General features: G+C 37.0%; 16 protein-coding genes, 1 pseudogene and 2 riboswitches. Of the genes and pseudogenes, 11 read left to right on the forward strand and 6 right to left on the reverse strand.

Translation table 11 applies throughout. The features are described from left to right. Window positions 1-68 precede the first annotated feature (68 nt). Window positions 69-1,427: an arsenic transporter gene (locus tag ACUXVC_RS26220; RefSeq protein WP_089171995.1), complete on the forward strand. Its 1,359-nt coding sequence runs from the start codon at window positions 69-71 to the stop codon at window positions 1,425-1,427. 255 nt (window positions 1,428-1,682) lie between these two features. Here ACUXVC_RS26220 and thiC read toward each other — a convergent pair whose 3' ends face one another. Further along, entirely contained in the window at window positions 1,683-3,443 is a 1,761-nt protein-coding gene (gene thiC / locus ACUXVC_RS26225) for a phosphomethylpyrimidine synthase ThiC (RefSeq protein ID WP_000814450.1), read from the reverse strand. A 114-nt stretch (window positions 3,444-3,557) separates the two neighbouring features. Continuing rightward, window positions 3,558-3,673, reverse strand: a riboswitch (TPP riboswitch). A 71-nt stretch (window positions 3,674-3,744) separates the two neighbouring features. After that, window positions 3,745-3,816 (reverse strand): annotated as a pseudogene (locus ACUXVC_RS26230) (L-lactate permease); the annotation flags it as partial. A 45-nt stretch (window positions 3,817-3,861) separates the two neighbouring features. On the opposite strand from ACUXVC_RS26230, the gene ACUXVC_RS26235 reads away from it, so the two are divergent. Beyond that, window positions 3,862-4,131: a transposase gene (locus ACUXVC_RS26235; protein WP_372587750.1), complete on the forward strand. Its 270-nt coding sequence runs from the start codon at window positions 3,862-3,864 to the stop codon at window positions 4,129-4,131. A gap of 473 nt (window positions 4,132-4,604) precedes the next feature. Here the strand turns inward: ACUXVC_RS26235 and ACUXVC_RS26240 are convergent, their stop codons facing one another. Then, a complete protein-coding gene (locus ACUXVC_RS26240) occupies window positions 4,605-4,907 on the reverse strand; it encodes a hypothetical protein (RefSeq protein WP_089171997.1) in 303 nt (100 codons plus the stop codon). Window positions 4,908-5,320: 413 nt separating this feature from the next. Here ACUXVC_RS26240 and ACUXVC_RS26245 point away from each other — a divergent pair, with 413 nt between their 5' ends. Next, window positions 5,321-6,166, forward strand: a complete 846-nt coding sequence (locus ACUXVC_RS26245; RefSeq protein WP_446025895.1) for an IS110 family transposase — start codon at window positions 5,321-5,323, stop codon at window positions 6,164-6,166. A gap of 41 nt (window positions 6,167-6,207) precedes the next feature. Further along, window positions 6,208-6,468: a transposase gene (locus tag ACUXVC_RS26250; RefSeq protein WP_446026158.1), complete on the forward strand. Its 261-nt coding sequence runs from the start codon at window positions 6,208-6,210 to the stop codon at window positions 6,466-6,468. A gap of 169 nt (window positions 6,469-6,637) precedes the next feature. Next, window positions 6,638-6,753, reverse strand: a riboswitch (TPP riboswitch). Window positions 6,754-6,824: 71 nt separating this feature from the next. Here ACUXVC_RS26250 and lldP read toward each other — a convergent pair. Then, entirely contained in the window at window positions 6,825-8,486 is a 1,662-nt protein-coding gene (lldP, locus tag ACUXVC_RS26255; protein ID WP_023523515.1) for an L-lactate permease, read from the reverse strand. Between the two features lie 296 nt (window positions 8,487-8,782). Between lldP and ACUXVC_RS26260 the strand changes: the two genes are divergently transcribed. Then, window positions 8,783-9,100: a DUF4870 domain-containing protein gene (locus ACUXVC_RS26260; RefSeq protein ID WP_053563349.1), complete on the forward strand. Its 318-nt coding sequence runs from the start codon at window positions 8,783-8,785 to the stop codon at window positions 9,098-9,100. Window positions 9,101-9,164: 64 nt separating this feature from the next. Here the strand turns inward: ACUXVC_RS26260 and ACUXVC_RS26265 are convergent, their stop codons facing one another. Next, complete coding sequence (locus tag ACUXVC_RS26265; RefSeq protein ID WP_001139059.1) at window positions 9,165-9,656, reverse strand: metal-binding protein; 492 nt, start codon at window positions 9,654-9,656, stop codon at window positions 9,165-9,167. Window positions 9,657-9,706: 50 nt separating this feature from the next. Next, entirely contained in the window at window positions 9,707-10,072 is a 366-nt protein-coding gene (locus ACUXVC_RS26270; RefSeq protein WP_000810378.1) for a YkvA family protein, read from the reverse strand. A gap of 545 nt (window positions 10,073-10,617) precedes the next feature. Between ACUXVC_RS26270 and ACUXVC_RS26275 the strand changes: the two genes are divergently transcribed. The 6 genes from ACUXVC_RS26275 to ACUXVC_RS26300 all read left to right on the forward strand — a co-directional run bounded on the left by ACUXVC_RS26275 (window position 10,618) and on the right by ACUXVC_RS26300 (window position 19,780). Further along, window positions 10,618-12,546, forward strand: coding sequence for an LTA synthase family protein (locus ACUXVC_RS26275; protein ID WP_098125977.1), 1,929 nt, complete (start codon window positions 10,618-10,620; stop codon window positions 12,544-12,546). 511 nt (window positions 12,547-13,057) lie between these two features. Next, window positions 13,058-13,942, forward strand: a complete 885-nt coding sequence (locus ACUXVC_RS26280; RefSeq protein ID WP_075717958.1) for a D-amino-acid transaminase — start codon at window positions 13,058-13,060, stop codon at window positions 13,940-13,942. Between the two features lie 209 nt (window positions 13,943-14,151). Further along, entirely contained in the window at window positions 14,152-15,888 is a 1,737-nt protein-coding gene (locus ACUXVC_RS26285) for a C40 family peptidase (protein WP_144465753.1), read from the forward strand. A 365-nt stretch (window positions 15,889-16,253) separates the two neighbouring features. After that, window positions 16,254-17,465 (forward strand): NupC/NupG family nucleoside CNT transporter, encoded by a 1,212-nt coding sequence (locus tag ACUXVC_RS26290; protein WP_001051020.1) that lies wholly within the window; start codon window positions 16,254-16,256, stop codon window positions 17,463-17,465. A 261-nt stretch (window positions 17,466-17,726) separates the two neighbouring features. After that, window positions 17,727-18,482, forward strand: a complete 756-nt coding sequence (locus ACUXVC_RS26295) for a diguanylate cyclase (RefSeq protein WP_000653228.1) — start codon at window positions 17,727-17,729, stop codon at window positions 18,480-18,482. Continuing rightward, window positions 18,479-19,780: a glycosyltransferase family 2 protein gene (locus ACUXVC_RS26300; protein WP_000988751.1), complete on the forward strand. Its 1,302-nt coding sequence runs from the start codon at window positions 18,479-18,481 to the stop codon at window positions 19,778-19,780. Before ACUXVC_RS26295 ends, ACUXVC_RS26300 begins: the two co-directional genes overlap by 4 nt. Window positions 19,781-19,940 lie beyond the last annotated feature (160 nt).

The raw sequence follows: 19,940 nt of genomic DNA on the forward strand, positions 1-19,940 counted from the left end.
ATATACTACCAATATAAACTTGAGACAAGCTACATCTGTTCAAGGGAAAATAGAAAGGTAGGCAAAATATGAGCATTGAAATATGGATTACTATTATTGTATTCTTCTTAACGATGATTGTTATCTTTTGGCGGCCTCGTGGTTTAAATGAGGCATGGCCAGCAGCAATCGGAGCTGGTATCATCATAATTACTGGACTTGTATCAAAACCAGACATCATGGATATTATAAGTAAAATTGGCGGTGCCTCCATAACAATATTAGCAACTATTGTTATGGCAGTTATATTAGAAAGCTTCGGCTTCTTCCATTGGTCCGCAGCGAAACTAGCAAATTTAGCAAAGGGTTCTGGGCGCCGCTTATACTGGTATATTCAATTATTATGTTTTCTTATGACTCTTTTATTTAATAACGACGGTAGTATTTTAATTACAACTCCCATTTTAATTCTTCTTCTAAAAAATCTTCAATTAAAACCTCATCAGCAAATTCCTTATTTATTAAGTGGTGCTTTAATCGCTACGGCATCTAGTGCACCAATTGGTGTAAGTAATATCGTAAATTTAATCGCATTAAACATCGTCCATATGACTCTTTATATGCATACTGCTATGATGTTTGTACCTGCAACATTAGGCTTATTATTTATGTCATGGCTTATGTATACAGTTTTGAAGAAAAAACTTCCGAAAAAATTACCTGTTTCTTCATATGATATTGAAGAAATTTTCTTCACGAAAAACTTCCATCCACTAAAAGGAAATAATTCTGTTGATACGAAACAAAAGCGTACAAGATTCATGTTAAAAGTATTAGGTTTCGTCTTCCTTATGCGCTGCCTTTTATTCGTTGCATCCTTCTTATCCATTCCAATCGAAATTGTTGCTGTACTTGGTTCACTCGTTCTTCTCATTTGGAGATGGTACTACTTACGAACAAACCCTGTCGATATCTTGAAAAAGACACCGTGGCACATTTTAATTTTCGCTTTCTCTATGTACGTCATTATTTACGGGCTTCACAATGCAGGATTAACAGCGGCGCTCGTAAATTGGCTTGAACCAGTTGTAAGTCAACATCTACTCTATGCTAGCTTTGCAATGGGTGGACTCGTCTCCCTCCTCTCTAACGTCTTCAATAACCATCCTGCACTTATGATTGGTACAATCACATTAACCGAAATGGGACTAGACCCAGTCACATTAAAAACTATCTACCTCGCAAACATTATTGGTAGTGACATCGGTTCACTATTATTACCAATTGGTACACTAGCTTCCCTCATTTGGATGTATATTCTGAAACAAAACAAAATTAAAGTAAAATGGAAAGACTATTTAAGTGTATCCCTTATCGTTATTCCTCTCACAACAGTCGTCACATTATTCCTCTTATTCTACTGGGTACATCTCTTCTTCGCCTTATAAAGTGAAACTTTAATCAGTGGGGGTTTTGTTCATCCCCCACTGATTATTAGCCTTAACCAATCGGGCTTTTACGGGCAGCCCGACCCCGACCTAACTTCTTTGCTTCCGCTGAATTTTGAGGTGGGGGTCTTACTGCCCACAAATAGCGGGATAAACAACAGAAGCCCCATTTGCTACCGTCTTAGCAAATGGGGCTTCTTCTATAATAAAGTTAGGTACTACAGTGTGATCAATCAAGTAAAGAGGTGTAACGTGTTATTGATATAAATGACTACCAGCTTCTTTAAATTCTTCTGCTTTCTCTTTCATTCCTTTTTCAATTGCTTCTGTCGTTTCTAAATCATTTTCTTTTGCATATTCACGGATATCATGTGAAATTCTCATACTACAAAACTTCGGTCCACACATTGAACAGAAGTGAGCTGTCTTTGCCCCTTCTGCAGGCAACGTTTCATCGTGATATTCCATCGCACGTTCAGGATCTAAAGATAAATTAAATTGATCGCGCCAACGAAATTCGAAACGTGCTTTTGAAAGTGCATCATCACGCTGATGAGCCGTTTTATGTCCTTTTGCAAGATCAGCCGCATGCGCTGCAATTTTGTACGTAATAACACCCGTGCGTACATCATCTTTATTCGGTAAACCTAAATGTTCTTTCGGCGTTACATAACAAAGCATCGCCGTTCCAAACCAACCGATCATCGCAGCTCCAATTGCCGATGTAATATGGTCATAACCTGGTGCAATATCTGTCGTTAGTGGCCCAAGTGTATAAAACGGCGCGCCCTGACAAATATCAAGCTCTTTCTCCATATTCTCTTTAATTAAGTGCATCGGTACGTGTCCAGGTCCTTCGATCATAACTTGCACATCATGTTTCCAAGCAATTTTAGTTAATTCACCAAGTGTTTCAAGCTCAGAAAACTGTGCTTCGTCATTTGCATCTGCAATAGACCCTGGACGTAATCCATCTCCAAGAGAGAACGAAACATCGTACTGCTTCATAATTTCACAAATCTCTTCAAAGTGAGTATATAGGAAGTTTTCTTTATGATGGAATAGACACCACTGCGCCATAATCGAACCACCGCGCGAAACGATACCTGTCGTACGCTTTGCCGTGATTGGAATGTAACGAAGCAATACACCAGCGTGAATCGTAAAGTAATCAACGCCTTGCTCCGCTTGCTCAATTAACGTATCACGATACACTTCCCACGTTAAATCTTCTGCAATTCCATTTACCTTTTCAAGCGCTTGATAAATCGGCACAGTTCCAACTGGTACAGGCGCGTTACGAATAATCCACTCACGCGTCGTATGAATGTTTTTACCTGTAGATAAATCCATAATCGTATCTGCACCCCAGCGCGTTGCCCACGTCATCTTCTCTACTTCTTCTGCAATAGAAGAAGATACAGCAGAGTTTCCGATATTTGCATTTACCTTCACGTGGAAATTACGCCCGATAATCATCGGTTCTGCTTCCGGATGATTAATATTCGCTGGTAAAATAGCACGCCCTTCCGCAATTTCCTTACGAACAAACTCAGGCTCTACTCCTTCACGAATTGCAACGTATTCCATCTCAGACGTAATAATGCCATTACGCGCATAATGCATTTGCGTAACATTTGCACCTTGCTTCGCTCTAAGCGGCTGGCGATCCATTTGCGGGAAAACAGGTGTATGTTTCGAAGCCACTTTCACACCATCATCCTCTGGTTTCACCTCGCGCCCTTCATATGCCTCTACATCCCCGCGCTCCATGATCCAAGAATGACGCGGCGTTGGAATTCCCTTTTCCAGCTCCACTTTATACGCCGGATCCGTATAAGGACCGCTCGTATCATACACACGGACTGGAGGATTTGGGATGCCGTTCGTTTCGCTTTGTTCAATCTCACGCATCGGCACTTTCATGCCTGCGCGTGGTCCATCCACATATACTTTCTTACTCCCTGGTAAACTCGATTTCAATTCAATTTGCTCAGCTGAAACAGACTGTTTCATAACCTTTGTTGCCTCCCCTGTTCGTGACAAGGACGAGATATGGCCAGCGCATGCCAAAATAAAAAGAGCCAGGTCCATAAAAAAATAAGGACCTGGCTCATAAAAGACATCATTATGTAAAGCCGTTAACTTCCCTACGCTGGTACGAGCCAGATCAGGTCCAAAGGGTTAAGAAGATCACGCGCTTCTCTCTCAGCCTACGCATACGTTAGGCACCCCTAGTTTATCACTGATTTAATTTTCAATACTTTCCCATCATACACGATAATCTGAAAAATGCAAAGGTTATTTCTTTTTCTCTTTATGGAATCATCCACGTTAAATAATATGCTTGAACATACCTCATAATACCAACAATAATTACGAAGAACACCCTATTGTAAAAATAGTTTATGACTTAACATGGGAGTTTAAAAACATCTTCACCACAAAGAGTATTGAGAATTTCGACCATTGTATTGAGAAAATGAAGAATACTAATATACAAGAATTTAAGAGCTTTACGAATGGATTAGCCGGGGATATTGAAGCTGTCAGAAATGCGGTAACTTATGAGAATAATAATGGTCTTGCCGAAGGGAGCATAAACAAGTTAAAGCTTATTAAAAGAATCATGTATGGTCGATACAAATTCTCCACATTGCGGACAAAGATTCTACTTTTGGAGAGAATGAGACTTTTCAACTAACTCCGGAAAGAACCATTTTTTACTTGCCAAATACATTCATCAGTCCCATTTGACAAAGAGCCTTTGTCTCTGCTGCATTTCGCTACAACTGCTACCTGCCATACAACCTGCAATAGAGATAGGTAACAATTTACTATACAAGGAACAAAATTGACCTGCTCCTCCATTTAGTGATTTAACTATCTTTATTATTCAGAGCTAAAACTCAAAGAGAAAGCTCTTACATTTATTGTAACATTATTTCCTTAATATGTTAATTTTTGTTATCTTGTTAGTTAAAGGGGTACTTAGTACAAAAAATAACCGTAGATAGTAGCACGAACACTGTTCTTGTTATAATTAATTTTTTTCAGAACGTCTATAATCCTCTTTTAAAAAATATATGTAAATATAATAAAAAACGAATGATTAATAGAAATATTCTACACCACTCGTTTTTTATCGGACTTCTTTTTACTGTACTTTTATTTTCTTTATGAGTTATTAGAAAAATAATTGTCTATATAAGTCTTTATTTTTTCAAAATTCTTTTCCATAAATAAGATTGCTGGTACTTCAATTATTGGAAGATTATTTTCATTATCAAAAGCTGGACACGGTTTGGGAACTACCAAATAGTCAACTGAGTTTTTATCCCTAATATAATTAATTGAAACATCATAATACTTAGAAAAATATTCCTTCAAATCATTCTGATTCCTTAAAAATGGTAGAGAAAATATTGAACCATAATTTATACCAGCGTCGACAATTAATACAAAGCATATTTTTTTCATGATACACCCTCCTCGTATAATAAGTTTTAAGTTAATAACTGTTCCTTGAAAATTAAATAGTTTTTATCTTCAAGAGCTACATCAAAAAAATGATGTATGGGTAAAATTTAGTCTTGGATACTGGGGGATTCCCCCAGATAATGGAAGTGCAGAAATGGATCCATCGGGAATATGCTTACTCCTCCTGTAGTTCGACCACGTTAAAAGACTGTGACCCAGACCAAAATGCACTGCATACGCACAAGCTGTATCGGTTTCCTTCACTTACCTCTCATAGTGGTGGGAGGGCAGCTTAGATGAAGGCAATCATTGAATACTCATACGCGAGGTTGTGGCTATGTTTTGGACTCTAGGGAGATCCCACAGTATCCAAGCTCATTCCAAATACTATTCAAAGAAAGGAAGTCCTTTCTTTGAGATTATTCGTAGCTATTGATGTAAGCTCTGAAAAACTTGATGTATGTTTTCTTGACAGTCATGACACTGTTTTGAAAGAAATTTGTCTTTCAAACGATGTGAATGGTGCCAACGCCATTAAGGAGGATGTTCTCCATTTTCACCATTTGTACAACTATAAAAAAATTGTCATTGGCATGGAATCTACTTCCGTCTATAGTTTCCATCCTTCCATGTTCCTAACGGAAGATAAGGATTTGAGGGCTTTAGACGTGGAAGTGGTCGTACAAAATCCAACAGCCATCCATCGGTATAAAAAACTCTTTGAAGAAGATAAGACCGATAAAATAGATGCTTTCCGTATTGCCGATTTTTTACGAATCGGGCGGTATAATAAGTTTCTTATCAAGGAGGAAAAATACGTTGCCCTTCAACGTTTAACACGATCTAGATATCAACTCGTTCACCAGCAAACAGAATGTAAGCAACACTTTCTGAAGAACCTTTACTACAAATGTAATACGTTATCGAAAGAGTTAAATATCCCTGTTTTTGGTGCGACGATGATGGAAATACTCTCAGATTCCCTTTCGTTGGATGAAATCGCAGAAATGGATCTAGAAGCACTCGCTACTCTTCTTCAGAAAAAGGGGAAAGGACGCTTTAGCGACCCGGAAGATTTAGCGAAAACCATCAAGAAAGCCATACGTGACTCCTACCGACTAGGTAAGGTCGTTCAAGACTCTGTGGACATTGTATTAGCCACTTATGCACGATTGATTCAAACATTGAAAAAACAAATCAAAGAGATAGAAAAAGCATTACTGCTTTATTCTAAGCCATTCCAGAAGCGAGATATTTAACAAGTGTTCCAGGCATTGGAGTCGTATACGCCGCGGGAATCATTGCGGAAGTTGGACAAATTGAACGCTTTGAGAACGAAGCACAATTGGCCAAATACACCGGTCTTTACTGGAAAAAATCGCAATCTGGAAACTTTGAATCGGAACGAACACCCAAGACACGAACGGGAAACCAGTATCTTCGTTATTACATGGTTGAAGCTGCCAACTCTGTACAACTTCGTGAAGCTACTTACCGTGCTTATTATTTAAAGAAATATGATGAAGTTCCGAAATACAAACATAAAAGAGCCCTTGTCTAAAGCCGTAACTAGATTCGCTAAATTGTTTTTCAAATATTGAACCAAGCACTTGACTGATTGCTTGTTGAACAACCCTATCCACTACTGTCGGTATTCCCAATTTGCGCATCTTCCATAAAAAGAGCCAGGTCCATAAAAAAATAAGGACCTGGCTCATAAAGACATCATTATGTAAAGCCGTTAACTTCCCTACGCTGGTACGAGCCAGATTAGGTCCAAAGGGTTAAGAAGTTCACGCGCTTCTCTCTCAGCCTACGCATACGTTAGGCACCCCTAGTTTATCACTGATTTAATTTTCAATACTTTTCCATTATACACCATAATTTGGAAAATTCAAAGTTTATTTCTTTTGTTGTTTATGGAATCATCCACGTTAAATAATAAGCCTGAACATAAGTCATAATACCAACAATAATTACGAAGAACAAACTATGCTTCACTGTAAAACGGAACAAATCCGATTCTTTTCCAGCAAGACCAACTGCTGCACAAGCAATCGCAATCGACTGCGGAGAAATCATTTTACCTGTTACACCGCCTGTTGTATTTGCTGCAACAAGAAGCACTTCAGATACGCCGACTTGCTGCGCTGTAATGGCTTGTAAATTCGAGAACAGTGCATTCGCAGACGTATCAGACCCTGTTAAGAATACGCCAATCCAGCCTAAGAAAGGCGAGAAGAACGGGAATAGTCCGCCAGTTCCTGCTAGTGCTAACGCTAACGTAGAAGATAGACCAGAATAGTTTGCGATAAATGCAAACCCTAGTACGAATCCGATTGATAGAATTGGCATTTTTAATTCACTTAACGTTTCTTTAAATGTCACTACTGCATCTTTTACATTCATTTTCAAAATAAACATGGAAATGATACAAGCAATTAAAATCGCCGTTCCGGTTGCTGATAATACATCAAACTTCAGAATTGCCTCGTAAGGCGTTGGTTTATTTACAATCGGCTCTGCTTTCATTACTAGATTATGCAGACCTGGAATTTCAAACTTAAATACAAGACTTGCTAAAGCCCCTCCTGGAGCGAATAATGCCTTAAAGAAACTTTGGCTCCAAATGACTACCATAACCGTTAATACGATAAATGGAGACCATGCTTTTACTACTTTTCCAAACGTTAATTTCGGCATCGATGCTGCTGTCGTTGTTGCTGCTACTTCACTATTTGCTTGCTCGGATTGATAGATTTCTTTCGGCTGCCAAACTTTTAAGAACAGCGCTAAACTAATTAAACTTACAAGTGCCGATGTAATATCCGGAAGTTCCGGCCCTAAAAATGTCGCTGTAATGAATTGCGTAATTGCAAATGAACTACCCGCTACAAGTAACGCAGGCCACGTTTGTCTTATCCCTTTAAATCCATCCATTAAAAATACGATAAAGAATGGAACAAATAATGATAGGAACGGTAATTGATGTCCAGCCATTTGTCCAATTTTATGTGGATCAATACCCGTTACTTGTCCAGCAACTGTAATCGGAATTCCCATCGCTCCGAACGCCACTGGTGCAGTATTTGCAATCAAACAAAGACCTGCTGCGTATAAAGGATTTAACCCAAGACCCGCAAGAAGCGCTGCTGTAATCGCTACTGGTGCTCCAAATCCTGCCGCTCCTTCTAAAAATGCTCCAAATGAAAATCCAATTAAAATAACGAGTAGACGATGATCGTTCGTAATCGATAATACCGATGCACGAATCACATCGAATTGACCTGTTTTTACAGAAATTTTATATAAAAATACCGACATAATGATAATCCAAGCAATCGGCCATAATCCGTATAAGAAACCATATCCGGTCGCTGCCATTGCCATCGTGAACGGCATTTTATAAGCGAATAACGCTACTAAAACTGTAAGTACAACTGTAATAAATCCTGCCACATACCCTTTCATGCGGAAAACTGCTAAAGCTAAGAAAAAAAAGATAATCGGAATAAGTGCGACCGCTGCCGAAATCCAAATGTTTCCGAATGGATCATAAACTTGTGTCCATGTGTTCATTGTTCTCTCCCCCTAAAGAATCCCCTTTTAAATAGAATAACCTCATCAATAGACTATCAGGTCATCATACCTTTAAGCCTAAAATAAAAAAACGTTTAAGAAAACGTTTTCAACAACTTCCATTTATACTGTACCATAACAATTTCCATTAAAAAAGATTTTTTTGAAAATTTTATCATTTAACAAAAAAATCTTACAAAATCGTCATGTTCCTGTAATGTTCATCGATAGAAAGCTTGCAAAATTTATTGCATAATAATAGTATAACAACGGACATTATTTATGAGGTGATATATATGAATGGAAACAAAATATTAGCTGCTTTATCGTACTTTAGTGTACTATTTGCCCCTATCTTATTCCCAATTATCGTTTGGATTGTGGGGGACGCTGAAACAAAGCCACATGCAAAACGTGCTCTATGGACACACATCATTCCAAGTATTGCTACATTTATCGGCGTAGCCATTTTAGGAATTATGGGCATGGGATCTGAACAAGCAGATATAACACTTGGAATTGGATCAATGATTGTCTTAGCTATTTGCGGAATCATCAGCTTATACTACTTCATCTGGAACATTGTAAAAGGAATTAAAGTACTGAAAGCTTAATTTGAAACAAACGTTTGTTTAAAAAAGGACCCTTGCAAATTGCAAGGGTCCTTTTCCGTTCACTTTATCTTCTGCGTTTCTTCTTTTTTCTCATCATTTTCTTTCGGCGCGTATTCACTTTATCCGCTATAATGTGGAGCGTACTTGCCACAACAATTCCCATTAAGAACGTTACAATTTCAACCTCATGTTTCTTCGCAATTTCTATTAAATTACCATCCAGTGCGATTACATTTAATAGAAATAAAAATGGAGAAAAGACGATTAACATGTACGCAATACGAATCACATCACCAAGTATAATCGTATGCGTAAAGAAAGATCGATGCGGCATTACTTTTTTATAAGGATACCAAAATATACGTAAGAAACCCCATTTGTTATAAGCATTACTGTACGTATCTAAATCCGGTGTTAAAAATGAAGTACCTACTAAAAAACCAATTGCAAAAGTTAATAAAAAATCAAAATTTGTTAATCCATACGAAAAAAGCAAAAACAAAACAACCGGAAGGGATATTAAGTTTATTTTCGTATGCGTTCTTCCTGATGGCATAATGCACTTCCTCGCTTACGTTCGTCCTGTCACCTTATGACAGGTTTCACCTATTGACCTAATTTCTGATCGATAAATGTTGTGTCTATATCCGAACCAAACCATTCTGCCAACTTCACTCGTGCCTTATCTTTCACATCTTCATTGACGTATAACGACACCTGTATTAGTGCGGCCGTTAATGCCCCTAAATCATCCGTATAGCCAATTCCAGCAATGAAATCTGGAATCGCATCAATCGGTGCAATAAAATAAGCAAGTGCTCCAATTACAATAATTTTCACTCGCTTTGGAACATCGGGTCTTTGCAAAACGTAAAACAGTAATAAACTTGTATAAATGACCGACTGCCCTGCTTGCTTTGCAACATGTTTTACTTTCTTCCAAAACGCTTCAACTGAAAATTTTTGTTTCATGTAAAAGCCTCCCTATTTTTAAAAAGAAATAAGCTACAATATGTTATCAGTAAAAGTTCATGGAAATTACACAAAACCTATCAATGAACTTTCATTGTAACAAACAAACTGAAAAAGAACAAGTGTTCGTTAATTTTTACACGATTTCCTTCATATAATAGATTTCTAGATAACCCTTGCCCATCTTCGTTTCTTATTTCTCAACAAAGAAAATTTTCACTTCCACTTAACATTCTGCTCTATCTTTGTTATATTTTCTAGTTGACGGACATATAAACGAATGTTAAAGTTTTCTCTGGTAGTGACAAATCTTATACAAAAAATGTAAAATGTTATAGTGTTTCTCAGAAATGAATTTTGTTGTATAATACAGAAATGACGTTATGCTTATGAGCAACAAAAGAAACCAAAAGGGTATGCATAGTTATAGTCGTATATGGGTGAATATAGAACCTTTAATTATGGCCAAGAAAACTATGTATTTTTTATTTTAGCATTTTTCGCTCCAAAATCGACCAAGCCTGATAGAGAAAGGGTGGAAATGAATGAAAGAAACCTTGAAATCACAATTTCAAAATGTGCGTTTCACTGTATTCGTAGCTTTAGCCTTATGGCTGAAAACTTACATTATTACACGCACAAGTTTTGATTTAAAACTTGAATCTTTCATGCAAGAATTCATTTTATTCCTTAGCCCATTAGCAGCATCATTACTGCTTGTTGGTCTTGCATTATTTGCAAAAGGGAAAAAACGTAACTATATAGCACTAGGAATTAATTTTATCTTAACAATCGTTCTTGTTGGTAACGTAATGTTCTACGGATTCTACAATGACTTCGTTACTTTACCAGTACTCGGACAAACATCTAACTTCGGAAGTTTAGGTTCTAGTGTGAAAGAATTATTTAACTACAAAATTATTCTTGCATTTGCAGACATTATCATATTCTTCGTTCTGTTGAAGAAAATGAAAAACTTTGCACCTACAGAGCGTGTAGCACGCCCGATGCGTTCTCTATACTTCGTATCAACAGTTGCTATTTTCTTCGCAAACTTAGGACTTGCAGAAGCTGAACGCCCAGAACTATTAACACGTTCATTCGACCGCGTTATGCTTGTTAAAAACTTAGGATTATATGTACACCAAGTATACGATCTTGGCTTACAAGCAAAATCAAGTTCACAAAAAGCATTCGCTGACGGTAGTAAATTACAAGAAACAGAAAACTACGTAAAAACAACACAAAGTAAACCAGATCCAAATATGTTCGGTACTGCAAAAGGGAAAAACGTAATTGTTGTCTCTCTTGAGTCATTACAAACATTCTTAATTGGTGCAACAGTTAACGGACAAGAAGTTACACCATTCTTAAACCAATTTACGAAAGAAAGTTATTACTTTGATAACTTCTTCCATCAAACTGGTCAAGGTAAAACATCTGATGCTGAATTCCTAGTAGATACTTCGTTATATCCACTAGACCGCGGTGCTGTATTCTTCACACACGGTAACAATGAATATACAGCAACTCCAGAAATTTTACGTCAGCAAGGGTATCACACGTCGGTATTCCACGCAAACAACGCAACATTCTGGAACCGTAACATTATGTATCCAGCACTTGGTTATGATCGTTACTACAACGAGCTTGATTACAAGATTACGCCGGAAACAAAATTAAACTGGGGATTAAAAGATATCGAATACTTCGATCAATCTATTGATATGTTGAAAGAAGTGAAGCAACCATTCTATACTCGCTTCCTTACTTTAACAAATCATTACCCATTCACTTACGATGAAAGTACAAAATTAATCGACGAATATAATTCTGGTGATGGAGTATTTGACCGTTACATGGTAACTGCTCGTTACTTAGACGAAGCAATGAAACACTTTATTGAGCGTCTAAAAGCAGAAGGTATTTACGACAACTCAGTAATCGTATTCTACGGTGACCACTACGGTATTTCTGAAAACCATAACCGTGCAATGGCACAGTTCTTAGGAAAAGAAGAAATCACTGCATTTGACCATATGAACTTACAAAAAACACCGATGTTTATTCACGTTCCAGGTCAAAAAGAAGGTAAAACAATTTCGAAACCAACTGGTGAAATTGACATTAAACCAACTATTCTAAACTTACTTGGTGTAGATTCTACAAATGACGTTCGATTCGGTCATGATGTATTCTCACCTGATAATAAAGGATTTGTTGTTCTTCGTGACGGTAGCTTCGTTACAGATAAATACATGTACACAAACAGTACATTCTACGACCGTGCTACTGGCGAAGTTGTACAATTACCGAAAGAAGAATCTCAACCACTAATTGATCGTGCCCAAAATGAATTGAACATGTCTGATAAAATCATTGAAGGTGACTTACTTCGCTTCTCTGAAAGTAATAAGATCAAAACTGGTGAAGTAAAAACAGCTATTAAAGAAGAAAAGAAGAGCGCTGAGTAATCTCAGCCTCTTTTTTTATTTTCTTCCATACAACTACTTATATTCATTAACTTTAAAATTACATAACCTTTACCAAATATTCACATAGTTTTAATGAAGAATCTCTATAATAAAATATGTAAACAAGGTTCTACATATTTCTTATCTCTCATCTTTCGTAAGATCCCTTAAAGAAATGTGTAAATCTTTTGTTTCTACTTTCTTATAATTGTCTTTCAACATGTTTTGTTTCCATACACAAAGCATTCAACGAGACAATGTCCCTATGAAAGATAGCTACCCTCCTTGTGCAGCATTCCATAAGAATGTTGCTTTTTTTTATTTAAAAGCAGGATTCTCATTCTTATTTTCGAATTTGTATATACAAAATGCTGTAAAGTGAAACTTTAATCAGCCCTCACCAATCGGGCATTTACGGGCATATGTAGAGAATTACTTACATAAAAATTACTATAGTGATTCTTATCTCGCATGAATGAAAGTTTCACGTTACTTACGTACTTACGAAAGGATGGGACGGAAATTGGCATACGAAAAATTTGTACTTTGGAATGATGAAGTTATTGATACAACAAAACAACAAACGTACATAGAACTTGAAGAAAGAGGTTTGCAGTTCGGAGATGGTGTCTACGAGGTTATTCGCCTATATAAAGGGAACTTTCACTTATTAGATCCGCACATAACGAGATTATATCGATCCATGGAAGAAATAGAATTATCGCTCCCTTTCTCAAAAGCTGAACTCATCACTTTACTTTACAAATTAATTGAAAGAAACCATTTCCACGAAGATGGCACAATTTATTTGCAAGTATCTCGCGGTGTACAAGCTCGCACACATATATTTTCATATGACAACCCTCCGACAATTTATGCCTATATTACAAAAAAAGAAAGACCAGCGTTATGGATCGAATATGGTATACGCGCTATATCAGAACCGGATACTCGATGGTTACGCTGTGACATTAAATCATTAAATTTATTACCAAACGTACTAGCTGCTACGAAAGCTGAACGGAAAGGCTGTAAAGAGGCACTTCTCGTAAGGAATGGTATTGTAACGGAAGGAAGTCATTCCAACTTCTTTTTAATTAAAAACGGAACCCTTTACACACATCCAGCCAATCACCTTATTTTAAATGGCATTATTCGTCAATATGTCCTTTCTTTAGCGAATACTCTTCACATACCTGTACAGGAAGAACTTTTCAGCGTTCGTGACGTTTATCAAGCAGATGAATGCTTTTTCACCGGCACAACGATTGAAATTTTACCAATGACCCACCTTGATGGAACCGCGATTCAAGATGGGCAAGTTGGACCTATCACCAAAAAACTGCAAAAATCTTTTAATAAAATCTTGTTACAATCCAATATGTCATCTTCTTAAACACGAATAATTTCTGTCCTTTCATATTCAATATATGCATTTAAATGGAAATCAAGGTGTAAATTTATGCCTTGATTTTTTCTTGTAATCTTTTTGTCATATTCAGATTCCCACATAAGCCTTGACAGTAATCGACATGCTCTTTAGAATTTTTAACAGTTGGTAAATATTTCTTCACTACATTACAGACAGAAAGGAATCGACAAATTATGAAAAAGTATCTTGCCGGTCTTGCGGCAGTGTCTGTAGCAGGAGGAGCAGCACCTACACTTGATAGTGTTCAAGCTGCACCTGAACAAAATACACAAAAAGCTGCTACAACTGTCCAAGCTTCTGCGTCAAACAACTCATCTTATACGGTAAACGCGAGCGTCTTACATGTTCGTGCGGGATCAAGCACTTCTCACGACATCATCTCACGCGTTTATAACGGTCAATCATTAAACGTGATTGGCGAAGAAAATGGTTGGTTCAAAATTAACATTAACGGAAAAACAGGCTTTGTTAGTGGCGAATTTGTATCAAAAAGTGGAGCAGCAAACAACAATGTAAGCACAGGTGGAAACAATAAAGTTACTGCTGATGTATTACGTGTACGTACAGCTCCTAACACATCTAGTTCTGTTTCTGGACGTGTATATGAAGGACAAACATTAAACGTAATTGGACAAGAAAATGGTTGGGTGAAAATTAACCATAATGGACAAGTAGGTTATGTAAGTGGCGAATTCGTATCTGGCGTTTCTTCTAATGGGGGTTCTTCAAACAACAATACGAATAATAACAACCAAGAAGTAAAACCAGCAAGCGGAAACTATACAGTAAATGTATCTTCCCTTCGCGTTCGTACAGGTCCTAGCACTTCTCACACAACTGTAGGTTCTGTCAAAAAAGGACAAGTAGTACAAGTTGTCGGCGAAGTTCAAGATTGGTTCAAAATCAATTACGCAGGACAAACTGCTTATATAAGCAAAGACTACGTAACAAAAGGCGGTTCTAACGAAAACGTTACAGAAGGCAACAAACAAGAGCAAAACAATAATAATGGAACTATTCAAACTGGTGGTTCTTACGTAGTTAACGCTACATCTTTACGTGTTCGTACAGGCCCTGCCGCTTACCATAGTGTAATTGGTGGCGTTTTAAACGGTACAACATTAAATGTAGTTGGATCTGAAAACGGTTGGTTTAAAGTAAATTACCAAGGAAAAACAGGCTTTGTTAGTAGCGAATTTGTAAAATTCGTTAAAGGTGGCACTACTACTCCTGAGCAACCAAAACAACCTGAAAACCCTAACCAAGGTGCAATTGGCGACTATTACATTAATGCTTCTGCACTAAATGTACGTAGCGGCGAAGGTACAAATTATAGAATCATAGGCGCACTTCCACAAGGTCAGAAGGTTCAAGTAATCTCTGAAAACTCTGGATGGAGCAAAATTAACTACAACGGTCAAAATGGTTATATCGGAACACGTTACCTATCTAAAACACCAGTTGGAGGCGCAGTAGATAATAAGCCTAACAATAACCAAAATAACAATCAAAACAATAACAACAATAATAATACAGGCAATAATAGTGGCGACAGTTCTTCCGTACTTGCATATGCAAAATCAATGCAAGGTGTACCATACGTTTGGGGCGGAACTTCTGCTAACGGCGTAGACTGCAGTGGCTACATCTACCACGTATTTAAGAAATTTGGTCATAACATTAGCCGTCAAAGTGTTGCGGGATATTGGAGTAGCCTACCACAAACTTCAAATCCACAACCAGGTGACTTAATTTATTTCCAAAACACTTATAAATCAGGTCCTTCTCACATGGGTATTTACCTTGGGGGCGGATCATTTATCCAAGCTGGAGATAAAGGTGTAGCAATCGCTTCATTAAGTAACTCTTATTGGAAGAGCCACTTCTTAGGATACACGAAAGCACCTTAATTAATAGTTTCCAAGCCTTCTAGTTTACTAGAAGGCTTTTTGCTATGAGTTCAACATATTACTCCCTTTCTCCTACCTTCTCTCTATAAAAATAATGTATCCATTCTTCCATTTCATACACTTTATTCTGCAAAAATAATCCATAACGTTATCATAATGTATATATTCTCATAAAAAACATAACCTATTTCATGTCCATTCATTTCATATGTGTTTTTTTGAAGAATTTTCTTTTTATTTAAACTTTTCGTTAGACGTTTGACCTCCGATGTCCATTATGATAAGTTACTTAAGATGTATATTCGCAAAAGTATAGACAACTGGTTTATACACTTTTTTTACTATGAGGAAGGAGCATACACTGCATGAATCTTTTATGGGGAATTGGCGGCGTGATTGGAGTATTAGCAATTGCTTTCTTACTATCTTCCAACCGCAAAGCTATTAATTGGCGCACAATTTTAATTGCGCTAGCATTACAAATGTCATTTTCATTTATCGTATTACGATGGGATGCTGGTAAAGCAGGTTTAAAACACGCTGCTGACGGTGTTCAAGGATTAATTAATTTTTCTTACGAGGGAATTAAGTTCGTTGCTGGGGATTTAGTCAACGCAAAAGGACCTTGGGGATTTGTATTCTTTATTCAAGCACTACTTCCAATCGTATTTATTAGTTCATTAGTAGCAATCTTATATCATTTCGGTATTATGCAGAAATTTGTTAGTGTCGTTGGTGGTGCATTAAGTAAACTTCTTGGCACTTCTAAAGCAGAAAGCTTAAACTCAGTAACGACTGTATTTTTAGGACAAACTGAAGCTCCAATTTTAATTAAACCTTACTTAGCACGCTTAACAAATAGTGAATTCTTCACTATTATGGTAAGCGGTATGACAGCTGTTGCTGGATCCGTTCTTGTCGGCTATGCAGCAATGGGTATTCCGTTAGAGCACTTATTAGCAGCTGCAATTATGGCAGCTCCATCAAGCTTATTAATTGCAAAACTAATCATGCCAGAGACAGAAAAAGTAGATAATAACGTTGAACTTTCTACAGAACGTGAAGATGCAAACGTTATCGATGCAGCTGCACGCGGTGCATCTGAAGGTATGCAACTTGTTATTAACGTAGCAGCAATGTTAATGGCTTTCATCGCATTAATCGCTTTATTAAATGGATTATTAGGATGGGTTGGTTCTTGGTTCGATATTAAACTTAGCCTTGATTTAATCTTCGGTTACTTATTATCACCATTTGCAATCTTAATCGGTGTTTCTCCAGGTGAAGCTGTACAAGCAGCAAGCTTTATCGGTCAAAAACTTGCAATCAACGAATTCGTTGCATACGCAAACTTAGGACCACACATGGCAGAGTTCTCTGACAAAACAAATCTAATTTTAACATTCGCAATCTGTGGATTCGCAAACTTCTCTTCTATCGCAATTCAGTTAGGTGTAACAGGAACTTTAGCTCCTACTCGCCGTAAACAAATTGCACAATTAGGGATTAAAGCAGTTATCGCTGGTACATTAGCGAACTTCTTAAACGCAGCAGTTGCAGGTATGATGTTCCTATAAACTTATATAGAGTCTTCTCTTTCTCCAAGAGAAGACTTTTTTCATGCAATCCAAACGTATTATATATATCTATCAACCACCTTATCCCAAATATAAGAACATTATGATACAATAATGTTTAGATCTTTTTATTTTTCTGATGAAAATAGAAATACTACTTGTTGTTGCCCTTCAAAAGAATTTAACGACATAGTCAATTTCTTAATAATTGCGCATACTACAAGTATCTATGGATGAAATAGCTTTAAGGAGGAAAGTTTTGTGAAAGATAAGTTCTATAAAATCCTCTCTATGTGGATTCTACAAATTGTATTTTATTTTACTACTGTACATGTGACGAATTATGAGCATGCGCTCATTTTTACAATAATATACGTAATCGTAAATGTACTATTCTTATTTTTAGCTGACAAAACAGCATTTATTTTCTTCATACTAGGAACCATCATTTCCGTATTTTATTTATTTTATGAAGCATGGCTTCATTTATGGAGTACATCAGTTCAATGGCAATATATGATTACCCACTTCCTGATGGCAGCTAACTTCTTCATTGTATACATAACAACTCACCTATTGAAAAAAGTTATTCATGAAAATAAAACTTTGACTGAGCGTGTGAGAACGTTGGAACAATATATTGGAGAATCAAAATTACTAACAAGACAAGAATTCGAGAGACGCCAAGCGTTATTAACGACTGCAATGAATCGTCGTAATGAAACAGGCTTTATTGTTTACTTTGATTTCACTTCCTTTAGTAAATATACGAAGGAAAGTGTTATGGACCGTGTAGCTTCCTTATTAGTTGAAACCGTAAGGAATGATTTTGACCTTGCTGCTGAATATGATAATAATACGCTAGTTATTTTATTACAAAACACAAATGAAGCTGGTGCTGATATTGTAATGAACCGCCTAAAGCCAAAAATGGAGCAATGGCTTGCAGCTGAAGCAATCCGAGATATAAAAATTTCACGTGAGCAAATTGGAAACAAAGGACAGACATTGTTATGATGACTCTCGTTATACTTCTTTTATTTCTTCTGTTTTGCGTACTCGTTTTTTGGATCAGTATCACATTTTCAATTAAATATGTTCTTATTTTTACGGCCTTTCTATTCTCTGGCTTACTCGTTTACTACTCTTTCTTAACAATTGCGGGCTTAATTCACCGAAATAGTAAACGAAAAGATCGTACATTAGAACATTATCCGAGCGTCGATATTTTCATCCCTGCTCATAATGAAGGGGTCGTTATTAAAGATACTTTAGAGGCAATGGCGAAGATTGAATATCCAGGAAAGCTAACCATTTATTTATTAAATGATAACTCTCAAGATGAAACACCTGAAATCGGCGATGATTTCGACAAAGCTTATGCCCACATTCGTCACATTCGTGTTCCACCCGGTGAACCGAAGGGTAAATCACGTGTACTAAACTATGGCCTTAGTATTTCAGATGGTGAATACTTCTGTGTTTACGATGCAGATAACCAGCCTGAACCACACGCACTGCGAATGCTTGTAGAGCACGCTGAAACAACTGAAGATGCTGTTGGGGCTGTTGGACATGTTCGTACAGTAAATGAAAAAAGAAACTGGCTGACGCGAATGATTTCGCTAGAATTTCAAATCTTCCAGCTCCTTATGCAATCTGGACGCTGGTTACTATTCCAAACAGGCTCACTGACAGGAACAAACATGCTTCTTCGTCGCTCTGCACTAGAAGAGCTTGGTGGCTATGACCCTTATGCAATTGCAGAAGATGCCGAATTAACATTACGAATTACACAAAAAGGTTATCTCTTACCAATCGTCCCAGAATCAGTTACTTGGGAACAAGAACCAGAGCATTTAAAAATTCTTATTAAACAACGTACACGTTGGCTCCAAGGGAATTTATACATTTTAGAAAAAATGTTCTCGTCATTAAGCTTCTTTAAAGGAAAACTGCTCGTTCATTCCTTACAACAAGTTCTAGTGTATGTTGTATTTTGGCTATTCCTAATCATTTCGAACGTTTGGTTTGTAATTGGGCTACTCGGGATATTCCAAATTCAATATAGCATTCCGCTACTATTTATGTGGTATGTCGCATATATTACATATGTTTCTCAATTATTTAGTGCCCAGAGTGTCGAACGAACCTTTACACCGACTAATATTTTTATTAGCGTTATTATGTACTTTACGTACGCACAGCTCTTTACGTACTTATTTATTCGTAGCTTAATCTTATACTTACGTGCAAAGAGTAAGAAACAAGTCATCGGCTGGGATAAGACAGTTCGATTCAAAAAAGATAAATAATAAAAATAAGCACAGAGCGCCGTATGCTCTGTGCTTATTTATTGCCGTATAAATTATATATCAGACAATACCCCTTAGCTGAAAGTAATTTCACGTCCATCCCCCAACGAACGATCGACCTTCATTTATATACGAAAAAGTGATTGCTATTTTTGTAGAA

The organism is Bacillus sp. N6 (genome assembly GCF_052805735.1).